This window comes from Bifidobacterium coryneforme (assembly GCF_000737865.1).
Taxonomy (GTDB): domain Bacteria; phylum Actinomycetota; class Actinomycetes; order Actinomycetales; family Bifidobacteriaceae; genus Bombiscardovia; species Bombiscardovia coryneformis.
In genome coordinates, this window is record NZ_CP007287.1 from 648,089 (window position 1) to 665,751 (window position 17,663).

Consider the following 17,663-nt stretch of genomic DNA (forward strand, 5'->3'; position numbering starts at 1 on the left):
TGACGCAACGTGAGGGATGGATGGCATCCTGGTCGCAGGTGATGCGGTCCATGCGTATAGGTCTGGCATTGAGGCAGGTCAGGCGGTCTGCGCGGCCGGGTGCTGTAAGGAGGTAGTCATGGCCAGGATTCTCGCGGTGGATGATGAGGAGTCCATCCTGGACATCATCCGCATCGGACTGGGCAAGGAGGGGCACCAGGTTTCCACAGTCAGTGACCCGCGGAAGGTGGACATGCTTCACCTGGACTACTTCGACCTGGTCCTCCTGGACATCATGATGCCCGGTATGGATGGATTCGAGCTGGTCAGTAGGCTCCGTGAGGCCACCGGGGTTCCCATCATCTTCCTGACCGCCAGGACGGACCAGGCGGATGTGGTTCGCGGCCTCGGCCTCGGTGCGGATGACTATCTGACCAAACCCTTCCACCTGGATGAGCTGCGCGCCAGGGTCGATGCGCACCTGCGCCGGGAAGGTCGGGCGCGCTCGCAGGTGCTGACCCTGGGTGAGTTCCGTTTCGACATGTCCGCCAAGGAACTCACCTGCGGGGACCGTGCCATCAACCTGACACCGACCGAGTACGCCATCTGTGAGTTCCTGGCCGTCAACCGTGGGCATGTCTATTCCAAGGAGCAGATACACCGGGAGGTATCCGGCCTTGATCCGCGTGGGGAGGCTGCCGCCGTAGCCACCCATATAGGCAACATCAGGGCCAAGTTTCAGGAGGTAGGAATGGCTCCGATTCATACCAGATGGGGGGTGGGTTACCTGTGGGTGTGAAGAATCCCGGCGCAGTCCCTCAGCGCGGCCACGGAAGAAAGCTGAATACGATTCTGGGGTGGTTTCTGGTCATGTTCACGGCTGCGGAAGCCCTTGGTCTTGGGCTTCCCATCCTGGGGCTGGCGGTCGGCGTGAATACGGGACTCATCCTGCCGGCGAACTCATGCGAGGAGTCCGTTGGCGAATATGCCATGACCCTGATGGGGGACACCACCTTCCGCCCAAGTGATTTGCCCTCCTGCAGTGCATACATGGTCCTTGATTCCCGCCTCAAGGTGCAATCCTCGAATATGGATGCCCGGACCCGTTCAAGGATCCTGGACCTCATATCGGCGAGTGGCATGAAGGCGGCGGGGAGCTTCGTCGTGATTCCGCAGGAGAAGGGGTACGTGGTCATTTCCTATCAGATGGGCGCCCGTTATGCCGAGGATGGCTTGAATCGTGCGCTGCCCTCGCCTGAGACCGTTCTGAACGGTTGCATGGCCGTCAACGTCATCCTGGTCGCTGTCGTAGGCATCCTTCTTCTGGGGAGGTATCTGCGCCGGGGGGTGGCCCCCCTGAGCCGGGCCGTGGATTACATCGGAGCCGGGAACCTGGACTTCGCCGTAGGATCATCCACCGTTCGCGAATTCGACCAGGTGCTGGGGTCCGTGGACGTGATGAAGACCAACCTTCGCTCCTCCCTGGAAAGTGAGTGGAGGACCCAGGAGGAGAGCAGGCAGAGGACGGCCGCCCTGGCCCATGATCTCAAGACTCCCCTCACGGGCATCGCAGGTTGGGCGGACCTCCTGGGGGAGACTGACCTGGATGCGGACCAGACGGAATACCTGAACAGGCTCGCTTCGGAGGAGAAGAGGTTGGAGGAGCTGACCTCGGCTCTGATTCAATCCTCCCTCTGCACACCGGAGGCCGGACCCGAGCGAAGATACTGCGACCTGTCGGTACTCGTAAACGCGGTCAACGATATGGTCAGGGGCCAGGTCCTCGACAAGTCCATCGATCTTGAAGTCGGGGAGTTCACAGCGGACGAGGTGAATCTCGATGCCGACCTGACCGTGCAGGCCCTGGGCAACGTCCTGGTCAACGCCGTTGAGCACACCCCCGACCAGGGGCGTATCCGGATCGGGGTCGAGCTTGATGCTCCCGACCGGCAGATGATGAAACAACCGGGTTGCCTGGTATTCACAGTGGAGGACAGCGGCCCGGGATTCACCCGGCAGGATCTCGAGCGGGCCACCGAGCAGTCGTATATGGGTGACCCCAGCAGGTCGGGGCATCACTTCGGACTGGGGCTGAGCGTGGCCAAACGTGATGCCCGTGAGCAGGGTGGCGATATCAGCCTGGGGAGCTCGGCCGATCTGGGTGGGGCCAAGGTCGTCCTGACATTCCGGACGGAAGGTCGGAGGGGATAGAATACCGCCTATGACCAGCCAGCACGACCGGGAGGGGAGCAGGACCATCCCCGATGACCTTCCGAAGGCGATGGCGGACCTGCTGGACCAGTTCCTTGCCTATACGGGTGTGGAACGGGGATTGGCGCCGGCGACGGTCAAGGCCTACCGGTCGGACCTGAGTATGTATGCGGGATGGCTCTCCAAGCAGGGTATCCGCAGCCTTGACCAGGTAACCAAGGGGGATGTGGAGGGCTTCCTTGCCGGACTCTCGTCGGAGAGCCCGGCAAGTCGTTCCCGCCGTCTGGCCGCTGTCCATGAGTGGCACAAATTCGCTCTGCAGCAGGGGGTGACAGGTGAGGACGCTTCGAGGGGGGTCAAAGCTCCCAAGGGAACGACCTCCCTGCCTGATGTCCTGACCGTTGACGAGGTCGCCCGACTCCTGGACGCCGCCGCCATGGGTGGGTCGCAGGACCCGGTGGTACTCAGGGACAAGGCCCTCCTTGAGTTCATGTATGCAACGGGTTGCCGGGTATCGGAGGCAGTGGGTGCCAACCTGGACGATCTGGATCTGGACGAGCATGTGGTTCGCCTGACGGGCAAGGGCGACAAGCAGCGCCTGGTCCCGGTCGGTTCGTACGCCTGCACGGCGTTGGAGTCATACCTGAACCTTGGTCGTCCGGATTTGCAGGGCCGCGCCACCAGGGGAAGGGAGCTGACGGCCGTCTTTCTCAACAAACGCGGAAAGCGCCTGACCAGGCAATCCGTCTGGGAGGTGGTGCGCAAGGCCGGTGAGCGGGCGGGAATCCAGCGGCCCCTGCACCCGCACACCCTCCGGCACTCCTTCGCCACCCATCTGATCGAGGGTGGCGCCGATGTCAGGTCCGTTCAGGAGCTTCTTGGACACTCCTCGGTCACCACGACGCAGATATATACCCACGTGAGCCCTCAAGGACTGATTGAGGCCTACCAGACGGCGCACCCCCGCGCCCGTTGAGGGAAGGTGTCTCGGAAACGTCACACCCTGCCGGTAAACCCGCCCTGAGCGGATGATTCCCGGATGTTGGTAGGCTAGAGGTATGCCTACGGATTTGTTAGGGCGCGAGTATGAGACTTTCGCAGCCCCTGAGCCTTTGAAACAGCACGGCCCTGCCCGTGTCATCGCCATGTGCAACCAGAAGGGCGGCGTGGGCAAGACCACTTCCTCCATCAACATAGCCGGTGCGCTCAGTCTCTATGGGCGCAAGGTCCTGATTGTCGACTTCGATCCCCAGGGGGCCGCTACGGTGGGTCTGGGTATCAATGCCAACAGCGTTGACCACACCATCTACACGGCTATGTTCGATTCATCCCTCGACGTGCATGAGGTGGTTCACCACACCCGTTTCCCGGGGCTTGACATCATCCCCGCCAATATCGACCTGTCGGCTGCCGAGGTTCAGCTGGTCACCGAGGTGGGGCGCGAGCAGGTCCTTGCCTCGACCATCAGGCCCCTCCTCAATGAATACGATGCCATCATCATCGACTGCCAGCCCTCCCTGGGTCTCCTGACGGTCAACGCCTTGACTGCGGCGGATGGGGTCGTCATCCCGGTGGCGGCGGAGTTCTTCGCCCTGCGTGGCGTGGCGCTCCTCATGCAGTCCATCGAGAAGGTGCAGAGCAGGATCAACCCGAATTTGGAGGTCTATGGGGTACTGGTCACCATGTACACCCGCACCCTGCATTCGGAGGAGGTTCTCCAGCGTATTCACGAGGCCTTCGAGGGGAGGGTCCTCCACTCCGTCATCTCCCGTTCCATCAAGTTGCCGGATGCCACGGTGGCGGGCGAGCCCATCACTATGTTCTCTCCCGAGCACAAGACCTCCAAGGAGTATCGGGAGGTTGCCAGGGAGCTGATCTCCCGCGGCATCGTGGCGTGAACGGGGTCGTGGCAGAATCCCCTGCGGAGTCCATCGACCAATCGGGCGAGGGGTTTTCGGTCGCCCTGGATGTCTACCAGGGTCCCTTTGATGTGCTCCTGAGCCTTCTGGCCAACAGGAAGCTCGAGTTGACCGAGGTTTCCTTGGCTGCGGTGACCGGCGAGTTTCTGTCCTATGTGAGCACCTTGGATTTCCAGACCAGTCTGGATCAGGCCAGCGCCTTTCTTGATGTCGCCTCCGTCCTGGTGGAGGCCAAGAGCGCCGCTCTCCTGCCGGTTGAGGATGAGTCCCTGCGCGATCAGGCCTCCATGGAAGCCTTGAGGGAGCGTGACCTCCTCTTCGCCAGGCTTCTGCAATACCGCGCCTTCAAAGAGGCCGGTGAGGATTTCCGGGCCATTCTGGCGGCGAACTCGGGCAGGTACGCTCATCCGGGGCGGCTGGATGACGGTTTGGCCAGCCTCATGCCTGAACTTGATTGGGTCACCAGCCCCGGGGACCTGGCCCTTCTGGCGGCCACAGCCCTGGCCAATGCCCCGGCTTCCCAGGTTTCACTGGGGCAGCTTCACGTGCCCCTGGTCGACCTGAACCAGCAGGCTGATCTGGTTCGTGAGGCCCTGGTGGCCACTCCCGGACAGCCGGTGGCATTCGCGTCCATCATCGCCTCGGCTGAAGGGAACCTCGAGATTGTGGCCAGATTCCTGGCCGTTCTGGTCTATTTCAAGCAGCAGCTGATTCAGTACAAGCAGGAAGGGCCATACGAGCCTCTCTATCTTCGCTGGGTGGGCGGTACCGAGAAGGAAGATCTCCAAGGGATCAGTGAGGGGGACTTCGCATGAGCCAGGACAAACCAGAGACCCAGGCGGATGGACTGCCGGGGGAGGAGGGGCAGGTTCCCGTCACACATCCCGATACCCGACCGGAGTATGTGGATTTCGATGTAGACGACTTCCCGGGCGGATTGGCGGGATGCCTGGAGGCCATTCTGATGGCCACGGACCAACCCCTGACCAGCCAGGATTTCTCAAGGGTCCTCGCCGTCGAACCGAATCAGGCCCAGACGGCCCTACAGGCCCTGGCGGAGTCCTATCAGGGAAGGGGATTCGAGCTCAGGGAGACCACGCGGGGGTGGCAGCTGGACAGTCGCCCGGACTATCAACCCGTCGTTGCCGCATTCGTCAAGGATGGGCAGACGGACAGGCTTTCCCAGGCCGCCCTGGAGGCCCTGGCCATTGTGGCGTATCGCCAACCCATGACCCGCTCCGAGGTGGGGCAGATCCGTGGGGTCAACTCCGACGGGGTCATCCGTTCCCTCCTGGTCCGTGGTTTGGTCCGTGAGGATGGAGTCGATCCGGATACCCACGCCGCCCGCCTGGTCACCACGAGCATCTTCCTGGAGAAGATGGGGTTGAACTCCTTGGAGGAGTTGCCCTCCCTGGCCCCCTTCCTACCCGACGAGAAGTCGGCCCTTGCCCAGGTCCAGGAGGCCCTGCCCCAGGGCGCGGATCGGGTGGTTTCCGCTCAGGGTGAGGGTCTTCATGGTCCTGTCAGCAAAGACGATTAGTATTGTCTCTGTTTGTCCAATCCTTGGACCATGCCCGTTTGGGGAGTCTTCGGCGGCTGTTTGTTCCGGCCCTGGAATCCCGGCGACATGAGATGAAGCACTTACGAGAATGAGGTATTGATGGCGGTACGCGGCGATATACGAAATGTTGCGATTGTGGCACACGTTGATCACGGCAAGACCACCCTGGTCAATGCCATGCTCCAGCAGTCGCACGTCTTCTCCGATCGCGAGGAGGTGCCCGACCGGGTCATGGACTCCAATGACCTGGAGCGCGAGAAGGGCATCACAATCCTGGCTAAGAACACCGCCGTCAAGTACACCGGTCCCCTTGCCCCCAAGCTCGGGCAGCCGGATGGCATCACCATCAATGTGGTTGATACCCCCGGCCACGCCGATTTCGGTGGCGAGGTGGAGCGCGGCATCTCCATGGTCGATGGTGTTGTCCTGCTGGTTGATGCCTCGGAAGGCCCCCTGCCCCAGACCCGGTTCGTCCTGCGCAAGGCCCTGGAGGCCAAGCTGCCCGTCATCCTGGTCATCAACAAGACCGACCGTCCCGATGCGCGTATCTCCGAAGTGGTCTCCGAGTCCACCGACCTCCTTCTGGGTCTTGCCCAGGATGTGAGCGAGGAGGGAGTGGACCTCGATCTGGATTCCCTCCTGGACCTCCCTGTCATCTACTGCGCGGCAAAGGCCGGTAAGGCATCGCTCAACCAGCCCGCCGACGGCGATGTGCCCGACAATGATGATCTGGAGCCGCTCTTCGAGTCCATCCTGACCAACATCCCGGCCCCCGAGTACGAGGAGGGCGCCCCCCTTCAGGCCCATGTGACGAACATCGACGCTTCGGACTATCTGGGCCGTCTGGGACTGGTCCGCATCTACAACGGAACCCTGCTCAAGGGCAAGCAGTATGGGCTCTCCCGCGTGGACGGCTCCATCGAGAACTTCAAGCTGACCGAGATTCTGCGCACCAAAGGGCTGGATCGGTTCCCCGTGGACGAGGCAGGCCCCGGCGATATCGTGGCCGTTGCAGGTGTCGATGACATCATGATTGGCGAGACCATCGTCGACCAGAGCGACCCGAAGCCCCTGCCCCTGATTCACGTTGACGACCCGGCCGTCTCCATGACCTTCGGCACCAACGATTCGCCCCTGGCGGGAACCGAGGGCAAGGACCACAAGCTCACCGCCCGCATGCTCAAGGACCGTCTGGACCGCGAGCTGATCGGCAACGTCTCCATCAAGGTCATCCCCACCGACCGTCCGGATGCCTGGGAGGTTCAGGGCCGCGGTGAGCTGGCCTTGGCCGTTCTGGCCGAGCAGATGCGCCGTGAAGGCTATGAGCTGACCGTGGGCCGCCCCCAGGTGGTCACCAAGACGGTCGACGGCAAGGTCCAGGAGCCCATGGAGTCCGACACCATCGATGTGCCCGAGGAGTATATGGGTGCCGTGACCCAGCTCATGGCTGACCGCAAGGGCCGGATGGACACGATGACCAACCACGGATCCGGCTGGGTGCGAATGCAGTTCACCGTTCCCTCCCGCGGCCTTCTGGGCTTCCGTACGGCCCTGCTGACCGCCACCCGCGGCACGGGTATATCGTCCTCCATCTCGGCCGGATATGCTCCCTGGGCCGGTGAGATCAAGACCCGTCAGAACGGGTCCATGGTCTCAGACCGCTCGGGTAAGGCCAGCCCCTACGCCATGCAGAAGCTCCAGGCCCGTGGTGACTTCTTCGTCAATCCGCAGTCGCCGGTTTACGAGGGACAGATCGTCGGCATCAACAACAAGCCCGGGGACCTGGATATCAACATCACCCTGGAGAAGCACATGACCAACATGCGCTCCGCCACGGCTGATGTTCTGGAGACCCTGACCCCGCCCATCCAGATGAGCCTGGAGGAGTCCCTGGACTTCGCCAATGACGATGAGTGCGTTGAGGTAACACCCGAGTCCATCCGCGTGCGCAAGATCATCCTGGACCGTGACGCCTGGTACAAGTGGAATGCCCGCCAGCGTCGCGCCAACAAGAAGTGACACGACCCGACCCGGTCGAGGCTTCGGTGACCGGGTCGGACTAGGCTGATTCCCATGGCAAGACAGCATGACACAATCCATGCCGATGATGAGGATGCCGGTGGGAAGCAGCAGGTGACCAGGCGTCAGGCGATCCGACCCAGTCGGTATCTTCTGGCCCTGGTCATTGGTGTTTTGGTGGGCACACTGGGCACTCTGGTCCAACGATCCGGGGCGGCCGCCGGCATTCCCTGGGGGATGGCCCTGGCTTACCTTCTGGTGGCCCTGGCCTCCTGGTGGGTCCGTAACGATTCCGGCACCCTGGGCCTGTCCCTCCACCTGGTGGCCTCCACGATGGTCGTCTGGGCCCTGTCCATGAGAGGGCCCGGTGGGGATGTACTCATGCCCTATGCCGACTTCCCGAGCTTTTTTGCCAAGTACGCCGTGTTCCTCTGGATGGGGGGACTGGTACTGATTCAGTTCCTGGCGCTCTGCCTTCCCAGGACCTGGTTCGATGATGGGATCATCAGGGAGTGGCCGGTCTCCGAACCCGGGGAGGAAGCTGGTCAGGACCATGATGGGCATCAGGTAGCAGGAACCGCCTCCACGAAAGAAGTCAAGGCATGAGCTCCGATCGGAATTCTTCAGTCGGGTTGTGCTATCTCGGCCCCCAAGGGTCGTTCACCCATCAGGCCGCTGTTGAGGCCTCCGTCTCCTTGAAAGCCTCCCTGGGGCGGCAGGTCGATCTGGTGCCCTGCGACCGGGCCACCCGGATCGTCGAAGCGGTGGAATCCGGCGGATGCTGGGGAATCATCGCCTGGGAAAGCAACGTTGAGGGTCATGTCATCCCCAACATGGATGCCCTGATCGATTCCACGAATGTGGCCGGGTTCGGCAGGACAAGTCTCCCTATCGTATTTGATGCCTTTGTACGCCCTGACCATGGGAGGCTGAGCGCGGTCAGCGCCCATCCGCATGGCCTGGCACAGTGCCGAGGATTCATTCGTGACATCGGGTTGGCGGAGGAGGCGGCATCCTCCAATGCAGCGGCCTGCCGTGACCTGGGGCAGGATCAGGTGGCCCTGGGGCCCAGACTCTGTGGGGGCCTGTACGGTTTGCAGACCTACAAGAGCGAGGTTCAGGACTACCAGGGCGCCCGCACCGACTTCCTTCTTCTGGCCCCCCGTGAGGAGGTGCCCGGTCTGGCCAAGGCCATGTTCGGGCGATCTCAGGCCGAAGGTGCGAAGGGTGCCGGTGCAGGCGAAGGTGCCGGGTCCAGGCCCTTACGCGAGTTCGAGTCCATCATCGCCTTCATTCCGCTCCATACCGGGTCGGGTGTTCTTGCCGACCTCCTGGATAGGTTCCGCGATGCGGGGCTGAACATGACCTCCTTCATGTCCCGCCCCATCAAAGGCAACGACGGGACGTACAGTTTCATCGCCACCATCGATGCTGCCCCCTGGGAGCCTGCCCTGGGTGGTGTCATGCAGGACCTTCTGGACCTGGGGGATTGGATCAAAACCCTGGCCGTATATCCCCGGATGGAGCGCCCCGATCCTCCCATACCGGACTGGATGCTGCCCAGGGCAGGTGCCTGGAGGGAACGTAACCTGGACAAGTCGGGGGTTGATAAGGAGTTGTTATGGTAGAGGACCAACAGCTGCAGGCGGGGTCCGTCCATGCCCACGGTGATGACCTTGCGACCGGGCCGGATGCAATGCACCCCATGGCTGGTATGACGGCATCGCCCATTCTGACATCGGCCCACAAGATCGCGATTGCCGGTCTGGGGCTGATCGGCGGGTCGCTGGCAAGACGCCTGGCGCGGCAGGGTAGGTTCGTGGTGGCCTGGAATCATACGGACCGCCCATACGAGGCAGCCAGGTCCGAGGGCATCCACTGCGTGGAGACCCTGGAGGAGCTGGCCCAGGGCAAGCCTGATGTGCTGGTTTTGGCCACCCCGCTCAAGGCCATGCCTGAGATGCTGGGTCGTCTGGCCCCGGTCCTGACACGCGGAACCACCCTGACCGATGTGGGCAGCGTCAAGGGCCTGGTCCGCCAGCAGGTTCGTGAAGCCGGCCTGTCCGACCGGTATGTGGGTGGGCACCCGATGGCGGGTAGCGAGTTCTCCGGCTATGAGGCTTCCGATCCTGGTCTTCTTGAGGGGGCGCTTTGGGCCCTGACCGTAGATGAGAACACTGATTACGGCCGTTTCCTGACCGTGGCGGATATGGTCACCCAGGGGTTGGGGAACCGACTGATTGCCCTTGATGACCAGACACATGACAGGGCGGCCGCTCTGATATCGCACATGCCCCACGTGGTGGCCATCGCCTTGGCCAACCTCCTCGTGGATTCGGACGACAGGAATATAGCAGCTGCCCTGGCGGCAGGGTCCTGGCGTGACATGACCCGGGTGGCCCTGACCGATCCCGACAGGACCGAGGCCATGGTGGATGAGGATGCCGATCAGGTGGCCGGCCTGCTGGACGATATGGCCATCAGACTGAGTGCCGTGGCCAAGAATCTCCGGGGCTCGGAGGGGTGGAACAGGTCCGGCATCCATGACTTCTTCACCCAGGCCCGTCCCTTCAGGGACTACAAGGCGGAGCTGGCCGGTGCAGACCAGGAGGATAACAGGTTCGAGCTGGCACTCAGTGATGAGGGCTGGCGATCCGAGCTCTTGGAATCAGCGAGGCGGGGACAGGAGGTCGAGGTCTTCCTGACCACCCACCAGGCCAGGGTCGTCCAGCTCCCGACCATCGGTGACTGAGACCTCAATCCTCGTTCGATTGGTCCTGGACCGGATTGGTGTCACTGAGTCCCGCCTGATCCATGTCATGGTGCCCCGCAGGGTATCTGCGCTCAGGAATGGGTTTGAGCCCGACTATCGAAGTGGCCGTCAACCGAACCTTCTGGGCTTCGCGCGAACCGTTGGCCGACGGGTCCCTGCTCAGGTCCAGAGTGGTTCCGTCCCAGGAAATGACATGGCCTATGTAGTCGCGGAATTTGAGGCGCCCATCCTCCGGGTCCCGCCCTTCGACCGTCCTGGCCACAATACGGACACCAGGTGGTATCTCTTTCGGCAAGTGCATGGTCACCTCCGGGACCAGTATATGCGTCCCGCCCCGGGTAGACTAGGTTGGGCCGGATGGGAGGTGTCAGATGGCCTTTGAACGAGAACTGGACGGATACACCCGCTATCTGGACCAGATCCAGGGACGGAGCCCGAATACGGTTCGTTCCTACCGGACCGACGTGGCGTCCTTCCTGCACCTGATGGAACTGCGGGGCATCAGGGATCTGAACGAAACGGACCTCTCCACCCTCCGGTCCTGGCTGGCTCATGAAACACGGTCCCATGCCCGGTCCACCATGGCTCGGAAGACCGCAGCCATCCGTTCCTTCTTCGCCTACCTGGCCGACCATGACCTGATTGAGGCGGACCCGGCCCAGGGACTGAAGACCCCCAAACAGTCGGAGCATCTGCCCCGGGTTCTGACCGGGAACCAGGCCGAGCGTCTGATGGACCGTGTGGATGAGTCCCCGGTCGAGGACGGTGCGGATGAGGACATGACCGGAATCATCCAGCTCAGGGATGCAGCCATGCTGGAACTGCTATATGCGACCGGGATGCGGGTTGCCGAGTTGTGCGGGCTGGACCTGGTCGACCTGAACCCCCGGTCTCGGACCGTCAAGGTCCTGGGCAAGGGGCGCAAGGAGCGGGTAGTGCCCTACGGACTTCCCGCCGAACGGGCCCTGGATGGATGGCTTGACGGGGGGAGGCCGCGACTGATTGAACGCACCGGTGGGGGAGGGGAGGTTCATGATGATCAGGCCCTCTTCCTTGGTGTGCGCGGTCGCCGGATAGGCCAGCGTCAGGTACGACAGGTGGTCCATGATGCCGCCGACCGGGCCCAGGTTCCCGACATCGCCCCTCATTCCCTGCGCCATACGGCTGCCACCCAGATGCTGGACGGCGGGGCTGATCTGCGTGAGGTTCAGGAGATGCTGGGGCACTCCTCCTTGCGGACCACCCAGCGCTATACGCATGTTTCCATCGAGCAGCTGCGTCAGCGCTATCGGTTGGCCTTTCCCAGAGCCTGAACGTTTATGGCCGGGCCTGACGATATGGATGGGGCTTCCTTTAAGGTTCAGTGGTGGAGGCGTTTTGCGAAAGGCCCACAGCCGCAAAGCAATGAACGGTGCTGCATGCGGGGGTGTCAAAGCTCCGGGCAGGGTGGTCGCTGTAGCCAATCATGTGGGCAGGGTCATGTTTTTACTTGCTGGTTACAGTGGGCAGGAGTGGTGTGTGATGAAGAAGAGAATCGGTAAGGCACTTGTTGCGGCCATGGCCTGTTCCCTTGCCTTGGGTGGGTGTGGCGGCACTGATGCGGAGGACCTCGCCCAGACCACCGAACAGCCCCTCCCCGGCACAATCATCAAGGTATATGGATGCGAGCCCTCAAGGCCCCTGATTCCGAGCGACACGGCGGACGAGTGCGGTGGTCAGCTGGTCAACGCCATGTTCTCCCGTCTGGTCCGGTTCGACAGCAAGGGCAAACCGCAGAATGACCTTGCCGAGGAAATCACCCACAATGAGCGGATGACGCGCTACACAATCAGGTTGGTCGACGGCCGGTCCTTCTCGGACGGAAGTCCGGTCAGGTCCTCCTCCTTCACCAGGGCCTGGTCCTGGGCGGCCAATTCCGCCAACGGGCAGGCCGGATCCATGCTCTTCTCCAACATCAGGGGGTATGAGGACCTGCAGCAGGCCGGAACCTCCAAGGATGCCCAGCTTTCCGGCCTGAAGATTGTCGACGACCTGACCTTCACGGTCGACCTGAGCGCTCCCTCCGCGACCTTCCCCATCCTGGTAGGGGCCCTGGCCTATGCACCCCTACCGCAATCCTTCTACAAGGATCCCGTGGCCTTCGGCAGTCGGCCGGTCACCTCCGGCCCCTATCGCTTCGAGTCCTGGGCCCACCGGAAAGTGGTGAAAATCCGCAGGAGTGCCACCTATACCGGGGATATCGGTATAAGGAATGCAGGTGTGGATTTCTTGGTCTATTCCGATCCGGCCTCGGCCTTGTCGGATGTACAGGCCGGAAGACTGGATGTGATCACCACGGTCCCCGACTCGGCACGCAAGAGTTTCGTCGAGGACTCCAGTCTGCAGTCCTACAACAAGGCCGGGTCCGGTCTTGAACTGCTGACCATTCCGAACGGTATGGAGCACTTCGGGCAGGACAGGGAAGGACGTCTGCGCCGTCGGGCCATCTCCATGGCCATAGATAGGCGAACACTGATCGAGGAGACCCTGGACAACCTGGCCCAGCAGCCCACGGACTTCACCTCTCCGACAATCCCCGGCTGGTCCGAGGATCTGAAGGGGGAGGAGCATCTGAGGTACCGTGCCGAGGCCGCCAGGGAAGCCTGGTCCCAGGCCGATGCCATCAGGATGTGGCCACACGACCGTTCCCTGCCCCTGATCTGCGTGACCGAGGAGGGCACCGGAGCCTTTTACGAGGGACTGGCGGCATCGGTTCGGAATGCCCTGGGCATCGATGTTGAAGTCAGGACTGTTCCCACCAGGGCCGCGCTTCTGTCTGGACTTGACAAGGGGGAGTACGGTCAGGTCGCCTTCCCGGTCCGGATTCTGCCTGACTATCCCTCGCCGGAGGCTTACCTGAATCAAGGGTTCGTGGCAATCGGTGATGGTAGGAGATCCCCGGCCGGTCCGGAGGTTCTGCAAGGCCGAGACCTTTCCGGGTATGCCAGTCCGGCTTTCGAAAACCTCTTGAAGAAGGCCGGCGAGGCCCAGGGGGTCGATGAGGCGAATAGGCTCTATCAGGAGGCGGAAGAGACCCTCCTGGAGGACCTTCCGTCCATCCCGCTCTTCACCGTCAACAATGTCGGTGCAGGGTCCAGAAGGGTGCGGGGGATGGTACCGGGATGGAACGGGTGGCCCTCCTTCTGGGACCTGTCCAGGGAAGAGCGGGATAATTGATTCTGACCACATCCGTCCGCTATGTTGGATAACCTCGCTCACATAGGCGTTACGTGATTTAGATTATTATTCGTTGCGGGGAAGAGGACAAAATCTCCTTTCTCGCCTCGTACCAACAGGAATACAAAGGAAGAAGCAAGTTTATGAAGAAGCAATCGGTTCTTACCATTGCTGCTGCAGGTATGTGCTCCATGGCGCTCCTGCTCAGCGCCTGCGGTGGTTCGGGCGATTCCGCTGGCAACGCAGATGCCAAGGGCGGAAACGACACCATGATCAGTGTGTTCAACCCAGAACCCGCCAACCCCCTGATCCCCAGCATGACCAATGAGGTAGGCGGTGGCAACCCCATCGATATCCTCTTCTCGAAGCTGGTCCGGTTTGATGACAAGGGCAAGCCGAAGAACGAGATCGCCAAGGAGATCAAGGCCAACGACGACAACACGCAGTACACCGTCACGCTCAAGGACGGATGGAAGTTCTCCGATGGCACCCCTGTGACGCCGCAGTCCTTCACCAAGGCCTGGTCGTTTGCCGCCAATGCTGCCAACAAGCAGCTGGGGTCGAGCTTCTTCACGGACATCAAGGGCTATGACGAGCTGCAGGGCGATGATGTCGCACCTGACGCCCAGCTCTCCGGCCTCAAGGTCGTCGACGACAAGACCTTCACCGTGGATCTGAACGAGGCCTCGTCCACCTTCCCGGTCCAGGTCGGCTACACCGCCTTCGCACCCCTGCCCGAGTCCTTCTACAAGGACMCCAAGGCCTTCGGCGAGAAGCCGGTGACCGTGGGCCCCTACAAGTTCGACTCCTGGAGCCACAACAAGTTCATCAAGGTCGTCAAGGATGAGAACTACAAGGGCGACATCAAGGTGAAGAACGGCGGAATCGAGTTCCGTGCCTACCTCGACCCGACCGCGGCATTCCGCGACGTGGAGGCCGGACATCTTGATGTTCTGGATACCATCCCGTCTTCCGACCGCAGGACCTTCCAGACCAACAGCTCCGTTCAGGCCATCAACGATCCCGGTTCGGTCCTTCAGATGTTCACCGTGCCGACCTACATGAAGCACTTCGGTGAGGACCAGGAAGGCAAGCTCCGCCGTCAGGCCATCTCCATGGCCATCGACCGCAACGCGATCATCAAGAAGGTGCTCGCCGACACCGGCCAGGAGGTGCACGACTTCACCTCGCCCGTCATCCCCGGTTACTCCAAGGACATCAAGGGCTCCGACGTGCTGAAGTACAACCCCGACAAGGCGAACGAGCTCTGGGAAGAGGCCAACAAGATCAGCCCCTGGACCGAGGCCGACTCCTTCAAGATCGCCTACAACGCCGATGGTGCCCACAAGGAGGTCTACGACGCTGTCACCAACTCCATCAAGAACACGCTGAAGATCAACGCAGCCGGCAACCCCCTGCCCACCTTCAACGAGTTCCGCAGCAACGTCCAGAACCGCAAGTTCACCGATTCGGCTTTCCGCTCCGGCTGGCAGCCCGATTACCCCTCGCCCGAGTCCTACCTGCTGAGCAACTTCGCTTCCTCGGCTGCCGATGGCAGGGGATCCAACGATGGCGACTACAAGAACTCCGAGTTCGACCAGCTGCTGACCAAGGCGGCCTCCGCCAAGAGCCTTGACGAAGCCAACAAGATCTATCAGCAGGCCGAGCAGATCCTCTTCGAGGACCTGCCCGCCATCCCGCTGTACTACAGGAACGCCAACGGCATTGCCGCCAAGGATATTCAGGGCTTCACTTTCAACTGGAAGGGCGTCCCCGAATACTCCGAGCTCAGCAAGTGATTTTGGTCTGATACTGTTTCCCTGATCGGTACAGTCGACAGGAAAGCGGTCTGAACCGGTGCGGATGAGTGATGTCCGCACCGGTTTTTCCATCCAGCACCCCGGCACAGCCGGCCGGATGGGGTCTCGGCAGGCCCTGTTGAGGTGTACTGGTAGACTCGTACAAGTATTTTTGAGGCGACCGGGTCCCAATGTCAGCCCAGGTCGCGGACTATAAAGGAGAAAAGCCGATGGGTAAATATCTTCTGCGGCGTATTCTGCAGATGATCCCCGTCGTTCTCGGCACCACCCTGCTGATCTACGCACTGGTCTTTGCGCTTCCCGGCGACCCCGTGGCCGCCATGTTCGGAGACAAGCCGGTCAATCAGGCGGTGGCTGCACAGATACGTTCGGAGTACAATCTCGACAAGCCGTTCATCGTTCAGTACGTCCTCTTCCTCAAGAACGCCCTGACCCTGAACTTCGGCAACACCTTCTCGGGGCAGCCCGTGATCGCCGTCATCGGCAGGGCCTTCCCGGTGACCATCAAGCTCGCATTGATGGCTTTCGTCTTCGAGGGTGTCTTCGGCGTCGTCTTCGGCATCATCGGTGGCCTGAACAAGGGTCGGTGGTCCGACAGCGTCATCCTGGTCCTCTCACTCCTCCTGATTTCGGTGCCCACCTTCGTCACCGGCTTCATCCTGCAGTATCTCTGTGGTGTAAAGTGGCGCATCCTTCCGGTCACAGCCGGGGCCTCACCCGGTTTCGTCGATCTGCTCATGCCTGCGGTGGTGCTGGGATCGGTATCCATGGCTTCGATCATCCGACTGACGAGAACCGAGATCACCTCGAACATCTCCGAGGATTACGTACGTACGGCCAGGGCAAAGGGTATGAGCAACTCCAAGGTCATCGGCCGCCATGTTCTCCGCAACTCCCTGATTCCGGTTGTGACCTACCTGGGCGCCGACATCGGCGCACTCATGGGAGGCGCCATGATCACGGAACGAATCTTCAACATCCAGGGCGTGGGCAACACGCTGTTCCAGGCGATCACACGTGGTGAGGGGACCCTGGTGGTCTCCCTGGTCACCATCCTGGTCATGATCTTCGTGGTCTGCAGCCTCCTGGTCGATATGCTCTATGCGGTCCTCGACCCGCGTATCAGGTACGCGTGAAAGGGCCATGGTTGATATGACTGATATGACAATGAACGAATTCGAGTCAATGAACGAGAGTCAGGCCGAGGTCTTCTTCCCGGATCCCCTGCCTGGACAGGAACGCTTCGTCGCACCCACCGAGGAGACACCCCTGCGTGCGGTGGACTCCGTGGATGACGATGTTCCGCCCACCAGCATGTGGGTGGATGCCTGGAGGACCCTGCGGAGGAACCCCCTCTTCATCATCTCGGCGATTCTGGCCATTTTCGTAATCGTTGTGGCCCTCTTCCCCTCGCTCTTCACCAAGCAGGACCCGGTTGTCTGCAACCTGAACGACTCCCTTGAGCCTAGCCGCGCAGGCCACCCCTTCGGGTTCGATCTTCAGGGATGCGATGTGTACAGCCGTGTGGTCTATGGGGCCCGAACCTCGGTCTCCATCGGCATCATGACCACCATCCTGGTCACGCTGATCGGCGGTCTGGTTGGTGCATTGGCGGGCTTCTTCGGAGGCTGGGTCGATGGCCTTCTGAGCCGAATCACCGACATCTTCTTCGCCATCCCCATGCTGCTGGGCGCAATCGTCCTCCTGCAGATGTTCCGCACCTCCACCTCCCTGTGGAAGATCATCTTCACCCTGACCCTGTTCGGGTGGGTCAACATGGCCCGCATAACGAGGAGTGCGGTCATGGAAGCGAAGAACCTGGAGTTCAACACGGCCTCGACGGCCCTGGGCTCCACTCCGGTGCGCAACCTCTTCAGGCACATCATGCCCAACTCCCTGGCCCCTATCATCGTCATGGCCACCACGTCAATGGGTACCTACATCGTCTCCGAGGCGACACTGAGCTTCCTGGGCGTGGGTCTGCCCTCAAGCGTGGTCTCCTGGGGCGGCGACATTTCGACGGCACAGAGCCTTCTGACCACCAATCCCTCGGTCCTCTTCTATCCGTCCGCAGCCTTGGCCATTACGGTCCTGGCCTTCATCATGATGGGTGATGCGGTCAAGGATGCATTGGATCCGAAGAGCAGAACGGCCTGAGTGGAGGA

The 17,663-nt window shown here is 61.6% G+C and carries 16 protein-coding genes; 15 read left to right on the top strand and 1 reads right to left on the bottom strand.

Going from position 1 to position 17,663, the window contains the following annotated elements; translation table 11 throughout:
- Positions 1-118 precede the first annotated feature (118 nt).
- From bcor_RS02390 to bcor_RS02435, 10 genes are all read left to right on the top strand, one after another.
- Positions 119-778 (top strand): response regulator transcription factor, encoded by a 660-nt coding sequence (locus bcor_RS02390; protein ID WP_033497457.1) that lies wholly within the window; start codon positions 119-121, stop codon positions 776-778.
- A complete protein-coding gene (locus bcor_RS02395; protein WP_158332621.1) occupies positions 769-2,190 on the top strand; it encodes a sensor histidine kinase in 1,422 nt (473 codons plus the stop codon). Before bcor_RS02390 ends, bcor_RS02395 begins: the two co-directional genes overlap by 10 nt.
- A gap of 70 nt (positions 2,191-2,260) precedes the next feature.
- Positions 2,261-3,166: a site-specific tyrosine recombinase XerD gene (gene xerD, locus bcor_RS02400; protein WP_033497455.1), complete on the top strand. Its 906-nt coding sequence runs from the start codon at positions 2,261-2,263 to the stop codon at positions 3,164-3,166.
- An 82-nt stretch (positions 3,167-3,248) separates the two neighbouring features.
- Positions 3,249-4,088 (top strand): ParA family protein, encoded by an 840-nt coding sequence (locus bcor_RS02405; protein WP_033497194.1) that lies wholly within the window; start codon positions 3,249-3,251, stop codon positions 4,086-4,088.
- 8 nt (positions 4,089-4,096) lie between these two features.
- A complete protein-coding gene (locus bcor_RS02410; protein ID WP_033497453.1) occupies positions 4,097-4,924 on the top strand; it encodes a segregation and condensation protein A in 828 nt (275 codons plus the stop codon).
- A complete protein-coding gene (scpB, locus tag bcor_RS02415) occupies positions 4,921-5,649 on the top strand; it encodes an SMC-Scp complex subunit ScpB (protein ID WP_081870317.1) in 729 nt (242 codons plus the stop codon). Before bcor_RS02410 ends, scpB begins: the two co-directional genes overlap by 4 nt.
- Positions 5,650-5,769: 120 nt before the next feature.
- Positions 5,770-7,689, top strand: a complete 1,920-nt coding sequence (gene typA, locus bcor_RS02420) for a translational GTPase TypA (RefSeq protein WP_033497193.1) — start codon at positions 5,770-5,772, stop codon at positions 7,687-7,689.
- Positions 7,690-7,743: 54 nt separating this feature from the next.
- Positions 7,744-8,295, top strand: a complete 552-nt coding sequence (locus bcor_RS07210) for a hypothetical protein (RefSeq protein WP_051875616.1) — start codon at positions 7,744-7,746, stop codon at positions 8,293-8,295.
- Positions 8,292-9,317, top strand: coding sequence for a prephenate dehydratase domain-containing protein (locus bcor_RS02430; protein WP_033497191.1), 1,026 nt, complete (start codon positions 8,292-8,294; stop codon positions 9,315-9,317). The genes bcor_RS07210 and bcor_RS02430 overlap by 4 nt, the downstream gene beginning before the upstream one ends.
- Positions 9,318-9,403: 86 nt before the next feature.
- Entirely contained in the window at positions 9,404-10,441 is a 1,038-nt protein-coding gene (locus bcor_RS02435) for a prephenate dehydrogenase (protein WP_033497449.1), read from the top strand.
- A gap of 4 nt (positions 10,442-10,445) precedes the next feature.
- Here bcor_RS02435 and bcor_RS02440 read toward each other — a convergent pair whose 3' ends face one another.
- A complete protein-coding gene (locus bcor_RS02440) occupies positions 10,446-10,763 on the bottom strand; it encodes a DUF6725 family protein (RefSeq protein ID WP_231570900.1) in 318 nt (105 codons plus the stop codon).
- Positions 10,764-10,833: 70 nt separating this feature from the next.
- On the opposite strand from bcor_RS02440, the gene bcor_RS02445 reads away from it, so the two are divergent.
- The 5 genes from bcor_RS02445 (at position 10,834) to bcor_RS02465 (ending at position 17,655) form a co-directional block, all read left to right on the top strand.
- Complete coding sequence (locus tag bcor_RS02445) at positions 10,834-11,775, top strand: tyrosine recombinase XerC (RefSeq protein ID WP_033497189.1); 942 nt, start codon at positions 10,834-10,836, stop codon at positions 11,773-11,775.
- Positions 11,776-11,983: 208 nt separating this feature from the next.
- Positions 11,984-13,678, top strand: coding sequence for a peptide ABC transporter substrate-binding protein (locus bcor_RS02450; protein WP_033497187.1), 1,695 nt, complete (start codon positions 11,984-11,986; stop codon positions 13,676-13,678).
- 143 nt (positions 13,679-13,821) lie between these two features.
- Complete coding sequence (locus bcor_RS02455) at positions 13,822-15,477, top strand: peptide ABC transporter substrate-binding protein (protein WP_038459147.1); 1,656 nt, start codon at positions 13,822-13,824, stop codon at positions 15,475-15,477.
- Between the two features lie 230 nt (positions 15,478-15,707).
- Positions 15,708-16,634: an ABC transporter permease gene (locus tag bcor_RS02460; protein ID WP_033497184.1), complete on the top strand. Its 927-nt coding sequence runs from the start codon at positions 15,708-15,710 to the stop codon at positions 16,632-16,634.
- Between the two features lie 31 nt (positions 16,635-16,665).
- Positions 16,666-17,655: an ABC transporter permease gene (locus tag bcor_RS02465; protein ID WP_238548587.1), complete on the top strand. Its 990-nt coding sequence runs from the start codon at positions 16,666-16,668 to the stop codon at positions 17,653-17,655.
- The last annotated feature ends 8 nt before the right edge of the window (positions 17,656-17,663 follow it).

Excerpts from the sequence above, each read along its gene's own strand:
- typA (WP_033497193.1), top strand. The coding sequence starts at position 5,770 with ATGGCGGTACGCGGCGATATACGAAATGTTGCGATTGTGGCACACGTT.
- bcor_RS02430 (WP_033497191.1), top strand. The coding sequence starts at position 8,292 with ATGAGCTCCGATCGGAATTCTTCAGTCGGGTTGTGCTATCTCGGCCCC.
- bcor_RS02465 (WP_238548587.1), top strand. The coding sequence starts at position 16,666 with ATGAACGAATTCGAGTCAATGAACGAGAGTCAGGCCGAGGTCTTCTTC.
- bcor_RS07210 (WP_051875616.1), top strand. The coding sequence starts at position 7,744 with ATGGCAAGACAGCATGACACAATCCATGCCGATGATGAGGATGCCGGT.
- bcor_RS02460 (WP_033497184.1), top strand. The coding sequence starts at position 15,708 with ATGGGTAAATATCTTCTGCGGCGTATTCTGCAGATGATCCCCGTCGTT.
- bcor_RS02390 (WP_033497457.1), top strand. The coding sequence starts at position 119 with ATGGCCAGGATTCTCGCGGTGGATGATGAGGAGTCCATCCTGGACATC.
- bcor_RS02445 (WP_033497189.1), top strand. The coding sequence starts at position 10,834 with ATGGCCTTTGAACGAGAACTGGACGGATACACCCGCTATCTGGACCAG.
- bcor_RS02435 (WP_033497449.1), top strand. The coding sequence starts at position 9,404 with ATGACGGCATCGCCCATTCTGACATCGGCCCACAAGATCGCGATTGCC.
- bcor_RS02450 (WP_033497187.1), top strand. The coding sequence starts at position 11,984 with ATGAAGAAGAGAATCGGTAAGGCACTTGTTGCGGCCATGGCCTGTTCC.
- bcor_RS02405 (WP_033497194.1), top strand. The coding sequence starts at position 3,249 with ATGCCTACGGATTTGTTAGGGCGCGAGTATGAGACTTTCGCAGCCCCT.
- xerD (WP_033497455.1), top strand. The coding sequence starts at position 2,261 with ATGGCGGACCTGCTGGACCAGTTCCTTGCCTATACGGGTGTGGAACGG.
- scpB (WP_081870317.1), top strand. The coding sequence starts at position 4,921 with ATGAGCCAGGACAAACCAGAGACCCAGGCGGATGGACTGCCGGGGGAG.
- bcor_RS02440 (WP_231570900.1), bottom strand. The coding sequence starts at position 10,763 with ATGCACTTGCCGAAAGAGATACCACCTGGTGTCCGTATTGTGGCCAGG.